Source organism: Nocardia sp. NPDC059154, assembly GCF_042755705.1.
GTDB lineage: Bacteria > Actinomycetota > Actinomycetes > Mycobacteriales > Mycobacteriaceae > Nocardia.
On record NZ_JBHZCS010000021.1, the window covers coordinates 125118 to 136774 of the forward strand.

General features: G+C 62.4%; 10 protein-coding genes and 2 pseudogenes. 6 read left to right on the forward strand and 6 right to left on the reverse strand.

Translation table 11 applies throughout. The features are described from left to right. Positions 1-60: 60 nt before the first annotated feature. The 5 genes from ACFXN1_RS19975 to ACFXN1_RS19995 form a co-directional block, all read right to left on the reverse strand. The gene (locus tag ACFXN1_RS19975) at positions 61-1878 is read right to left on the reverse strand and encodes an AMP-dependent synthetase/ligase (protein WP_379439608.1); all 1818 of its coding nucleotides are present in this window, start codon (positions 1876-1878) and stop codon (positions 61-63) included. 67 nt (positions 1879-1945) lie between these two features. After that, the gene (locus ACFXN1_RS19980; RefSeq protein ID WP_379463644.1) at positions 1946-3517 is read right to left on the reverse strand and encodes an aldehyde dehydrogenase family protein; all 1572 of its coding nucleotides are present in this window, start codon (positions 3515-3517) and stop codon (positions 1946-1948) included. Between the two features lie 304 nt (positions 3518-3821). Then, a complete protein-coding gene (locus ACFXN1_RS19985) occupies positions 3822-5075 on the reverse strand; it encodes a cytochrome P450 (protein WP_379439607.1) in 1254 nt (417 codons plus the stop codon). Positions 5076-5153: 78 nt separating this feature from the next. Beyond that, entirely contained in the window at positions 5154-5333 is a 180-nt protein-coding gene (locus ACFXN1_RS19990) for a hypothetical protein (protein ID WP_379439605.1), read from the reverse strand. Then, on the reverse strand, positions 5333-6592 hold the full coding sequence (locus tag ACFXN1_RS19995; protein WP_379439604.1) for a Rieske 2Fe-2S domain-containing protein: 1260 nt from the start codon (positions 6590-6592) through the stop codon (positions 5333-5335). The genes ACFXN1_RS19990 and ACFXN1_RS19995 overlap by 1 nt, the downstream gene beginning before the upstream one ends. A gap of 243 nt (positions 6593-6835) precedes the next feature. Between ACFXN1_RS19995 and ACFXN1_RS20000 the strand changes: the two genes are divergently transcribed. Further along, positions 6836-7561, forward strand: coding sequence for a TetR/AcrR family transcriptional regulator (locus ACFXN1_RS20000; protein ID WP_379439602.1), 726 nt, complete (start codon positions 6836-6838; stop codon positions 7559-7561). Positions 7562-7619: 58 nt separating this feature from the next. Here the strand turns inward: ACFXN1_RS20000 and ACFXN1_RS20005 are convergent. Further along, positions 7620-8354, reverse strand: a pseudogene (locus tag ACFXN1_RS20005) (transposase). 192 nt (positions 8355-8546) lie between these two features. On the opposite strand from ACFXN1_RS20005, the gene ACFXN1_RS20010 reads away from it, so the two are divergent. The 5 genes and pseudogenes from ACFXN1_RS20010 to ACFXN1_RS20030 form a co-directional block, all read left to right on the forward strand. Beyond that, positions 8547-8798 (forward strand): transposase, encoded by a 252-nt coding sequence (locus ACFXN1_RS20010; protein ID WP_379446680.1) that lies wholly within the window; start codon positions 8547-8549, stop codon positions 8796-8798. 112 nt (positions 8799-8910) lie between these two features. Next, positions 8911-9255, forward strand: coding sequence for a hypothetical protein (locus ACFXN1_RS20015; RefSeq protein ID WP_379446681.1), 345 nt, complete (start codon positions 8911-8913; stop codon positions 9253-9255). A gap of 135 nt (positions 9256-9390) precedes the next feature. Beyond that, positions 9391-10476, forward strand: coding sequence for an S-(hydroxymethyl)mycothiol dehydrogenase (locus ACFXN1_RS20020; RefSeq protein WP_379446682.1), 1086 nt, complete (start codon positions 9391-9393; stop codon positions 10474-10476). Then, positions 10473-11105, forward strand: coding sequence for an MBL fold metallo-hydrolase (locus ACFXN1_RS20025; RefSeq protein WP_379446683.1), 633 nt, complete (start codon positions 10473-10475; stop codon positions 11103-11105). Before ACFXN1_RS20020 ends, ACFXN1_RS20025 begins: the two co-directional genes overlap by 4 nt. Positions 11106-11181: 76 nt before the next feature. Then, a pseudogene (locus ACFXN1_RS20030) lies at positions 11182-11657 on the forward strand (IS1380 family transposase); the annotation flags it as partial.

Here is an 11657-nt window from a genome sequence, read left to right on the forward strand (position 1 = left end):
GCCCACGTGGGCGGCCGCCATTCACCACGAGGTGCCGGATCGTGGAATCGTTCGCCCCGCCTACTCGCCCCGTCTACTCGCATCGGTCCCATACAGGGCCTCGATGACATCGGAATACTTCTGAAGGATGGGCTTGCGCTTGAGCTTCATCGTCGGGCTGAGCTCGTCGCCGCCAGGCAACCACTCGTCGGGGAGCACACTGAATTTCTTGATCTGTTCGACACGTGACAGCCGCTCGTTGGCCGCTACGACGGCAGACTCGACCGCTGCCCGCACTCTCGGATGGGTGGACAGCGTCTCGGTATCTTCAACGTTGCTTACCAGCGCCGAGGCGACTTCGACATCGATCACGATCAGGGCGACGTTGTAGGGGCGGGCATCGCCGACAGCGATCACCGAGCCGATGACCGGATCGGCTTCCTTGATCTTGGCTTCGATATTGGCCGGTGACATGTTCTTGCCGAAAGCGCTGATGATCAGCTCTTTCTTCCGGTCGATGATCTTCAGCCGACCGTCAGGGTCATACTCGCCGATATCGCCGGTGTGCAACCATCCCTGCGCGTCGATGGTTTCGGCGGTCAACTCCGGGCGGTTCAGGTACTCGGTCATCAGCCAGGGACTGCGCAGAATGATCTCGCCATCGTCGAGGAGTTCGAGTTCCAGACCGGGAAGGGCTCGCCCCACCGTACCGAGCCGTACGTCGTCGAGACGGTTGATGGACCCGAACGCGGTGCACTCCGACATACCCCATGCTTCGAGCGCGTTCACGCCCAGCGCCAGGAAATAACGCACAAGACCGGGCGGCACGGGCGCAGACCCAGTGAGCGCTACAACCACCTGGTCCAGGCCGAGGGTCGCCAGCAGCGGATTCAGCACATCCCGCTTGGCCTGGGCATACTGCTCGGCGAGGTCGCCGGGAACCGGCTCACCGGCCTGCTGTGCGTCGACGACACGAAGCCCGAGGTCGATCGCCTCACGCAGGGCCGGACCGGTGGAGTCGGTGTTGCGCTCGATCTGGGCCTCAATCGCCGCTCGCAGCTTCTCGAACAGCCGCGGCGGCGAGAAGACGTAATGCGGATGCGAATCAGCGAGATGCTGCGCAATCAGGCGAGGATCGGAACACGTGGTCACGGTCAAGCCGAATCTGATTCCCCGGTAGTGGGAGAACATCCGCTCGGCCACATGCGCCATCGGCAGAAAAGACACGGTACGGCCACCGTCGACAGTGTCCATCACCTCGTCGAGGGCGGACAGACTACCCAGGATGGCACGGTGACTCAACACCACACCCTTGGGATGTCCAGTGGTGCCCGAGGTGTAGCTCACCGTGGCAGCGGAGGTGGGGTCGACCGCGCGCCAGGTCGACTCGAAATCGAACCCGGCGGGCGCATTCTTGATCAACTGCGCCAGCGGGACGGTCCCATCGGCCTCGCCGCTAATGGAGATGATGCTCGCCAGTTCCGGGTTGTGCCGCTGGACTTCCCGCATCACCTCGACGAACTCCGGCTCGACGATCGCGAGCCGCACCCTCGCGTTGTCCAGGATCCATGCGATGTCTGCGGCGGGCAGCGTGTTGTAGATCGAGATCGGAATCGCGCCCAGATGGGTCAGCGCGGTATCGAGGTAGTGGAACGCGGGCACATTGCGGGTCATCAGCGCAACCGTGTTGCCTCCGCCAACGCCGAATCCGTACAGCGCTGCAGCATGTTTGCGCACCTCCTCGCCGTACTGGGCCCAGGTGACCTCGCTCTCGCCACCCAAGGTGCGCAGAGCGACTCGGTCGGCAACCCTGGCAACGGTCGCCTGGAAAGCGGCTGGGATGGTAACGAGGCCGAGGGGGTCGGCCTGGGCGGTTTTCCTTTCGGAAACGGTCGTCACGAAATTTCTCCTACCTGGACTGGTGTCGGGTGGATGACACGCGAAAAAGCCGGCGTGTCCACGGTTTTCAGCGCCCGGCCGACCTGCCGAGCCGACGCCGCCAATCTCGGGCCTCGATGAAACGCGAGCCTTTGGCGATGAGACCACCCTTGAAAGGGGTGAAGGGGTACCAGTGTGCCTCGGACTTGGCCTCGACACGCTCCGACACCCGAGCCTGGGCGCGGGTGTACTTGCGGATGCCGCCCGCAGCCCCGAAACGCGCGCCGATACCGGAGTCCTTCCAGCCTCCCGACGGCAACGGAAGCTGAAAGTTGGTCATGCACACGTTGTTGACGCAGACTCCCCCGACCTCGAGTCGTTCAGCGAGCGCCTCGCCCTTGCGGCGGTCCTTGGTCCAGACGCTGCCCGAGAGCCCGAACGCACTGTCGTTCGCTAACGCCAGCGCGCTCTCGGCATCGGGAACTTTCATGATGGGAAGGACAGGACCGAAGGTCTCCTCGCGCATGATGTCCATCGTGTGGTCCACATCCACCAGCACCGTCGGCAAGTAGTAGAAACCAGGACCGGGCCGACGTTTCCCACCGGCCAGTACCTTGGCGCCCTTGGCAACCGCGTCGTCGACGTGGCGTTCCACGATGGCCAGCTGTGCTTCGCTGGACATGGCGCCGATGTCCGCCGTAAACGGCGCGTCGATGTCCGTGCCGACCCGCAGTGCGGCGGTCTTCGAGACGACCTCGCGCACGAAGTCGTCGTAGATGCCCGCCTCGACGTAGGCCCGCTCGATGGCGATACAGCCCTGGCCAGCGTTCACGAACGCCCCCCAGACCGCGCCGGCACTTGTCCTCTCGATGTCGGCGTCGTTCAATACGATCATCGGATCCTTGCCACCGAGTTCCAGGCTGCAGGGGATGAGCCGCTCGCCAGCGCGGGCAGCCACCGCCCGGCCGGTGCGCACCGAACCGGTGAACTGGACCATATCGACCGCGTCGACGACCGCTCGGCCGGTCGCACCCGCCCCGGTCGCGCACCCGAGCACATCGGGTGCTTCGATGTCCTCCCTCCAGCCGCGAACAACCTCGAGCCAGGTCAGCGGGGTTAGCTCGGACGGTTTGGAGAGCACCGCACAGCCCGCCATGAGCGCGGCGGGGATGTCCAGTAGCGGCATCACAAGCGGCCAGTTCCACGGCGAGATAACTCCCACCAGCGGGAACGGCCGGTAGCTGACGGTAAGCTGCTTGGTCAGCTGAGTCGGACTGGCGGGTTTGGGACGGCCGTCGCGCAGAAACTCTTCGGCGTTCTTGATCCAATAGTTGAGGACCATCAATCCGTAGGATGGTTCGATCGACGCGTCGCCATACACCTTGCCGGTCTCCTGCTGGATCAGCGACATCAGGTGGGTCTCATTGTCGAGGATCCAATCCCGGAGCTGACCGAGCCACTTACCCCGGCCCCGGGTACCGAGGGCCTCCCACTCCGGCTGGGCCGCGCGCAGCCGCGCCGCCAGGACCGCGACATCGGCATCGGTCATATTCGGGACCGCTGCTATCACCGTGCCGTCGACCGGGCTCATCACGGTCAACTCGCCGGAGATAGGGGGGACAACCGCACGACTCGGCAGTTGGATTTCGGCCATGGCCATTTTCCTGTTCTGACAACGAAACTCGGTAGATTTCACCAGTACCCCGCCCCAATAATTATGAGACGAATCGTCGCTAAAGATCAAGGGTCAATCTCTTTCCCGCCGAGCGGGAGACGCAGACCATCATCAAGTCCTGTGCGGCGCACTCCGCATCGCTGAGCACAGAGCAGCGGTGGTCGGCGAGCCCGAAGGATCCCTCAGCTCCAGGGAGACAACGTCATCGGCCGTCACGTGACGGCCGGAGACGACCAGGTTGAAGGGGTTTTCGGTCATGCTACTGAACTCCCTACGAGACCCATCCCGGTCAGGCAGGTGTGATAGTGATGGGGAGCTCGTAGACGCCACGAGCGAAAACGTCACGCACGTAACTGATCTCACCAGCCGGGCGGATGTCCTTGGTGCGCTGGAGAAGCTCTTCGAGCAGGATCTTCATCTCCAAAACCGCCACGTGCTTGCCCAAGCAGGAATGCGGACCACGACCGAAACTCAGGTGCGGGGGGTCGGTATCCCGAGAAAGATCAAAGACGTCGGCGTCGCGGAACACCTCGGGGTCGAAGTTGCCCGCACCCAAAAGGATGCACACTCGCTCGCCCTCGGAGATGGGATGGCCGTGCAGTTCGATGTCCTTCGTGACAGTGCGAACAAAGTGCAGGAACGGGGTGGAGATACGGACGAACTCCTGCAGCGCCGTAACGGGGATATCGTCCGCATGTGCCCGCAGCCAAGCCATCTGATCCGGATCACGCATCAACTGGTGCATACCGTGGCTCAACGCCGTGCGGGTGCTCTCGGCGGCTCCACTGGCAAGAAGAACGATATTGCCCAGCATCTCGTCCTCGGACAGAGGATCGTCCGCATCGGCCTGCACCATTTTGGAGATCACGTCATTCTCGGGCGACAGTCGCTTGCGTGCGGCGAGATCGGTGGAATAGTCGATCAGGTTGCCGATCGCTTCCAGGACCGCTTCCAACGATGGAGTGATTCGCGTATCGAACGGCGCGGCGAACCGGTCGACCCAGTTGAAGAACTGAGCCCGCTCGGCCGGAGGCACCCCGAGCACGTCACCCAACGCCTCCATCGGCATCGCATGCGCGACATCGGTCACGAAGTTCAACGTGCCCTTCGCCAGCGCCTCGTCGACAACCGTGCGTGCATAGTCGCGAAACTTCTCCTCAAGTCGCCGAACCACATTGGGGGTAAAACCGCGGCTGATCACCCGACGTTGACGCTTGTGATTCTCGATGTCGGCGGTCAGCATCGCGGGCTGTCCGCCGGATCTGGGGTCGATCGGGTTGATGGTCCAGATGTTCAGGTGGCCGCGATCGAAGGCGAACGTCTGCGGGTCCCGGTCGATGGCGGAGATGTCTTCGTAGCGTGAGATCACCCGCACCCTGTCGATCAGTAGCGGATCATTGAATTCCTGGAGGTAGACGGGCTCGTTTTCCCTCAGGTAGGCGTACTGATCCAACGGCAATCCGTAAGTTGCAGGATTGCCGTTGGCGTACACATCCGGATCCAGAACGCCGATGTCGAGGCGCCGGTTAGCGAGAGGGGGCATGAAATGAATCTCCGTTTCATGTAACCGATCGGGTCGTCGGCCAAGGACCTAGCCGGATATCGGATGGGAGGTCAGAGGTCAACGATCCACATAGGTCGGATCCGCCGCTTTGATGCTGCTGCGCATAGTGACTCCACGCGCATCATTGATTCCTTTCGGCATCAGTACCAACTGCTTGCGCCGGTACCTGCGATATGCCTCGCCGGCCACCAGGATCGCGGCAAAAGGTATAGCGACCAAGAGAACGAACCGGGCCATCACGCCTCACCCTCGGTTGATCCGCCGGCAACTGCGGCTTTCGTCGGATCGTCGGGCCATGTGCAGCCCGCCCTGGCCCCGGCGCTGTGCACGTTGTCACCTGCCCACAGGCTGCGGTCGATCAGTCGGCTGTCCCAGAACTTGCGGAATCGCACCAGGCCGCGGTCGAACCGGTTGTAGGCGGGGTGCTCGGGCTCCTGGCGGTACATCATCAATGAGTTGTCCTGCATAATGGCAAACCAGTTGCGCCGCACCAGCAGTGACCGCACGACCGGTCTTCCGATCAAGCGCAGCACGGGGTTCTTGATCTTCGGCACGATCATCGTGAGGTAGACGATGTGACTGTCGACGTCCACGGGAGTGAAACTCAAGATCAGCCGCGCGCTGTCGCTCATGTCGTTGACCTTCTCGGTGAGAGCGATCATCGCCCGAGGTAGCGGCGCAGTCACTTTGGCGCGGCTTTCGATCAATTCCGGCGGTGAGGCGGTGAGGTGGATCAGGTGCAGTCCGCCGCCATACGTCGTGGCGTGGAAGTCGCCGCCGGCCGCATCGGACACTCCCCACATCTCACCGCGGCGGTAGCTGCGCTTGAGATCCTCCCAGCTCACATACGGTGCACGACCGTAGAAGTGGGCGATGTACTCGAGTCGCGTGTCCGACTCGGAAATGATCTCAGTGTCGCCCCAGGAGCCCAGTCGATGAAGTCCGGCGAAATGCGCCGCGTCGGGCAGATTCTCGACAAACCACTTGGCGGCGAAGGGAAGCTTGTAACGAACGTGCTCAAAGACGATGTCCGCTTCGGCAATGCCCTCATCAGCGAGAAAATCGGGCAGTTCATGGTCGGGCACCCCGGGACCGTTCCACAGAAAGATGGCACCGTAGCGCTCGATCACGCGATAGGTCGGCAGACATTGCCTCACCTTCGGAGTCCCCGCTACCCCGGGAACATGGGAGACATTACCTTCGGCGTCGTAGCGCCACGCGTGAAACGGGCAGCGGATGGTGTCGCCGACGACCTCGCCGCCGTAGCCGAGGTTGGCACCGAGGTGGGCGCAATGTGCCGCCGTGCAGTGCACAATCCCCTGTGAATCCCGCCACAGCACAACGTCGCGTTCGAGTACCCGCAGGGGAATAACCGACTCCGGCCCGAGGTCACGCGAGAAAGCGATCTGCCAATACGACGTCGGGTACTGCGGATTCAGAACCCCCTTGGTAATCAACCCTTTTCGGGCTCGGATCGCCGTTGTGGAAACCCCCATTGTCGGCTCATCGTTCGCGACCGGACCAACGCCCCTTGCCATGCGATGCCCTTCATTCAGCTAACTGCCCACTCCGTTGTGACGAGTGAAACACTTGCAACAACCGACCGTCAAGAGACACATCCGTCTCTTATCGAACCACCGCTCCGGTTGACGAATACTCGCTGGTAGATGGGCCGACCGCGCCCTGCGGGCCCAAGCGGCGGTATCGCCAACCCTCGGCCTGGTGGCATCATTGCCGCCGTGACCAACGGAGATGATGGTGCGACTTGCCAGCCCGATAGCGATCCAGCCTCCCGGGCATCGACCGAGACACCGCCTCAGGCCGGCAGCACGGCCTCGCGCCGTCGACCGGCAGAGGTGCGTCGGCTTCTGCTCGAGGCCGCCGAACGAGTGGTAGTCCGCAAGGGCATGTCAGCCAACGCGCAGGAAATCGCGCGCGAAGCAGGAGTGCATCGTTCAGTCCTCTATCGGCATTTCGCCAGCGCGGAAGAAATTGTGCAGGTGGCGACGCTTAGACCTTTCAGCGAATTCCTCTCCATGTTTCAATCGATGGCAGATAGCTCCGGTCCCGACAATCCAATACCCCTGTGGGATCTCATATACGGCTTCTTGGACAACCTACTGAGCGATTTGACGGCACACCGCGACTTTCTGACAATGGTCCTGTCAGGACTATCACCGATGGATAACAACGATTTATGGCGCAAGCTTGACGAGGTCCTCGATGAGATCGCGGTGCTCGCCGGGCGCGAAGGACAGATTCGCGGAGTCGACGTTTCATCCATAGGAGTGAACACCCGGTTGGTTGTCGCGATGACCGCTGGACTGGTGGCATTCGGCGACTGGCTTCTTCCGCACGGCGATCATGGACTGGACCGCCACACTCTCATCGAGCATATGTCAAATCTAATTCTCTATGGCGTGCAGATAGTCGCCGATGAGCACAGACACGCCGATCGTACTTAGCTAAGGGATGTCCCGTAAGTGTGGGTCGGTGACGGCGATCGGTCCGCCGACCGGATAATCAGTAGCCATGGGCGAGGTTGGCCAGTGTCGCCACCCCTGCCATCGCGACACCCACCCCGTCGCCGCGTAAGCGGCAGTCGCGCAGGATCTTCCAGGTCTTCATCCGGGCAAAAGCGTGTTCGATACGGGCACGGACCCTGCGGTGGGATTTGTTGTGAGCCTGTTTCCATTCCGGTAGCTCGGCACCGGGCACCCGGCGGTGCGGGATGATCAGACCGGTGCCCTGGTAACCGCCATCAGCGATCACCACCGCGTTGCGACAGGCGTGGGCGGCACCGGATTCGGTCCAGGCGCGAGGGTCGTTGCGGTTGCCCGGTAACGGCTTTGCGAGCGCGACGACGAGTTCGGTGTCGGCGTCGATCACGACTTGATGGTTGGTGGAGTACCGGTAGTTCTTACTCTGGGCGGCGACCTTGTGATCCCGGGTCGGGACCAGGGTCCCGTCCACGATCAACACCGCGCCACGAGGGAACCGGGCCCGAGGCCGCAGCGCCAACGCCGGTCCGAGGTCGTCGATCACTCGGGCCGCGGCCGACTTCGAGACCCCGAACACCGCCGCGAGTTGACGCATCGTCAGGTTCGTCCGTCAGTAGGTGGCCACCAGTAACACCCGGTCTTCGAAACACAACCCCCACGGTCGGCCCCGCAACGGCCGGTCGATGCCCTCGCGCCGCAACCCGGTGATCAGGCGAGCGAACGTGCGTGGCCACAGCCCAGAGAACAACTCCACCATCACCGGATCTGTCGCCGAGATCACCACCCGAGAAACGATACCCGTTGCCGCTCAACGACTTACGGGACATCCCTTAGCATCCGATGCCGGTGAATACTGCCGGAGTTATTCTTGCGAAGGATTGGGTTCTGTCTCCCAATGCGGTGATTCGGTCAGCCCCGCGTTCGGGGTCGATTGTGCGTCACGGCCACCGTGGCGTCCGCGATCGGTGATCGATACCGGGTTCTGACCGACAAGCAGTGGGAACTGCTGGAATTACTGCTGCCGAAATCCGAAGGCCGCATGGGCCGCAATTTTTCCAACAACCTGGTGGTCGAAGGCATGCTGTATCGGCTGCGCACCAGCCTGCCGTGGCGTGCTCTGCCCGAGGAGTTCGGGCGTGGCAAACGGTGTGGAAACGCCACCGCCGCTACGCCACTGACCGTACCTGGGACCGGGTGCTGACCGCGTTGGCCGATACCACTGGTGACCTGGACTGGGTGGTCTCGATCGATTCGACGATTGTGCGGGCTCACCAGCACGCTGCCGACGCGGCGGGCGATTCGGTGTCCGGGGTATGAAACCTGCCGACCATGCGATCGGACGCTCCCGCGGTGGGTTAGCCACCAAAGTGGTGGCCGTACCACGTTTCGGGGGTGGGCCGCCGTGCCAAAATCCGGACGTAGTGATAGCCCACCGCGCTTACTCTGCCGCGTCGAGCCGAACCCTGTTGCGGCGCAAACGTATCCAGACCATCATCCCGGAACGCTCTGATCAAGTCGCCAACCGCAAACGCAAGGGCCGACACGGCGGTCGGGCACTGCGCTTCGATCCCGAGCTCCACAAGCGCCGCAACGTCATCGAACGTGCCTTCAACACTCATCTCGCTGGCAGTACAGCCATCGAACGGCAATCATCGTGATACCCCGCCGAAAGGATAGTCTGCACCTCGGCTTTCGATCGGGTTCGCGGATATCGAACTAGAACTACCCTCCAAGAGAATCATGCACGCGACCGCATGACTCGACTGATAGATGGCTATGGAGGAATCGCAGTTATGTCCCAGCTGGTTCGTGGAGTCGTTGCCCGCAAGCGCGGAGCCCCTGTCGAGTTGATCGACATCATCGTTCCCGACCCAGGCCCGTATGAGGTTGTTGTCTCCATCGCCGCGTGCGGCGTTTGCCACACCGACCTGACCTATCGTGAGGGCGGTATCAACGACGAGTTCCCCTTCCTTCTCGGCCATGAGGCGGCAGGCACGGTCGAAAGCGTCGGTGCAGGGGTCGATTCCGTTGCGGTTGGCGACTTTGTCGTTTTGAACTGGCGGGCCGTGTGCGGCCGATGCCGCGCCTGCAAGCGAGGGCGTCCGCAGTACTGCTTCGACACGTTCAACGCCACTCAAAAGATGACTCTTACCGACGGAACCGAACTGACGCCGGCGCTCGGAATCGGTGCGTTCGCTGACAAAACCCTCGTCCATGCCGGTCAATGCACCAAGGTGGACCCCACCGCCGATCCCGCAGTCGTGGGCTTGCTGGGCTGTGGGGTGATGGCAGGACTCGGTGCTGCCGTCAACACCGGCGGTATTGGACGAGGCGATTCGGTCGCTGTTATCGGCTGCGGCGGAGTCGGCGATGCCGCCATCGTCGGTGCACGCCTGGCGGGCGCCTCCACGATTATCGCCGTGGACCGCGACGACCGTAAGCTGCGCTGGGCAAAGGGCCTCGGCGCTACCCATACTGTCAACGCCATCGCCACTGACGTGGTCACCGCGGTTCAGGACTTCACCAACGGTTTCGGGGCGGACGTCGTCATCGATGCGGTCGGAAGGCCGGAAACATGGAAGCAAGCTTTCTACGCGCGTGACCTTGCTGGAACCGTCGTCCTAGTCGGCGTTCCCACGCCCGACATGTCGCTGGAAATGCCGTTGGTGGACTTCTTCTCGCGCGGTGGCTCGCTCAAGTCGTCCTGGTACGGCGACTGCTTGCCCGAGCGCGATTTTCCCGTTTTGGTTGACCTCTACCAGCAGGGTCGGCTCCCTTTGGACAAATTCGTCAGCGAGCGCATCTCCCTCGAAGGAGTCGAGCAAGCATTCCGTACGATGCACCAGGGTGAAGTACTGCGATCGGTGGTCGTGCTGTGAGCGGCAATCTGCGCATCGACCGTGTAGTCACCTCGGGTGTTTTCGAACTCGACGGCGGCGCGTGGGAAGTCGACAACAACGTGTGGGTCGTAGGCGACGACGACCAGGTGATCGTCGTCGACGCAGCCCACGACCCCGCACCCATCATCGAGGCCGTCGGCGAGCGCACGGTCGTCGCGGTTATCTGTACGCATGGACACAACGATCATGTCAACTTCGCGCCAGAGTTGGCCGAGGGCCTGTTCGCGCCGATGCTGCTCCACTCCGGCGACGACCCGCTCTGGCAGTTGACACACCCCGGACAGTCCTACTGGGCGCTTACCGACAAGCAGCGAATCGGGCTGGCCGGCACAGAAATCGAGGTCATTCATGCGCCCGGCCATTCTCCCGGTTCCGTATGCCTCTATCTTCCGGAAGCAGACATCCTATTCTCCGGCGACACGTTGTTCTCCGGCGGGCCTGGCGCCACAGGACGGTCGTTTTCCGATTTCCCGACTATCGTCGGCTCGATCCGCGAGCGACTGCTCACCCTTCCCGAACACACCCGTGTGTACACCGGCCACGGCAACGAAACGACGATCGGCACCGAGGCGCCCCACCTTTCGGAGTGGATTGCACGCGGCTTCTAAACCTCGATCCGTGGACGCAATCCGAGGTTGGGGGTGTGTTGAAATAAAGAAAGTGCCTTCTGAGCTGGGATGATTGATGTTCTCACGCAACAATCAAGACCAGGACAGGCAGACACTTTCAGTGCGATTGTTCCACACGTTCGCCGACGGCTCGGCAATGTTCGATGACGACAACCTCGTGTCGGCGGCGGGGCTGGTCCCGGTGATGACATTGGCCGAACAGACCGGCCTGGACAGCATGTTCGACGAGAAGATCACCATCGATTCGCCGCGGATCAAGTCCGCAACGGCGAATCTGGCACCGAAGCTGGCCACGCTGGTCGCGGGAATGTGCGCGGGCGCGGACAGCATCGACGACATCGACCTGCTGCGCAGCGGCGGAATGACCGAACTGTTCGGCGGCGTGTACGCGCCGTCGACAGTGGGAATTTTGTTGCGGGAGTTCACCTTCGGACACACCAAACAGTTGGAGTCGGTGATGCGCGAGCACCTGCTCGCGCTCATCGCGCGGGCCGACCTGCTCCCCCGGCGCCCAGACGAGGACGTTCGTGG

Bases quoted from the DNA above. Each gene is read 5' to 3' on its own strand.
- ACFXN1_RS19985 (WP_379439607.1), bottom strand. From the start codon at position 5,075: ATGCCCCCTCTCGCTAACCGGCGCCTCGACATCGGCGTTCTGGATCCG.
- ACFXN1_RS19995 (WP_379439604.1), bottom strand. From the start codon at position 6,592: ATGGGGGTTTCCACAACGGCGATCCGAGCCCGAAAAGGGTTGATTACC.
- ACFXN1_RS19990 (WP_379439605.1), bottom strand. From the start codon at position 5,333: ATGGCCCGGTTCGTTCTCTTGGTCGCTATACCTTTTGCCGCGATCCTG.
- ACFXN1_RS19980 (WP_379463644.1), bottom strand. From the start codon at position 3,517: ATGGCCATGGCCGAAATCCAACTGCCGAGTCGTGCGGTTGTCCCCCCT.
- ACFXN1_RS20020 (WP_379446682.1), top strand. From the start codon at position 9,391: ATGTCCCAGCTGGTTCGTGGAGTCGTTGCCCGCAAGCGCGGAGCCCCT.
- ACFXN1_RS20015 (WP_379446681.1), top strand. From the start codon at position 8,911: ATGAAACCTGCCGACCATGCGATCGGACGCTCCCGCGGTGGGTTAGCC.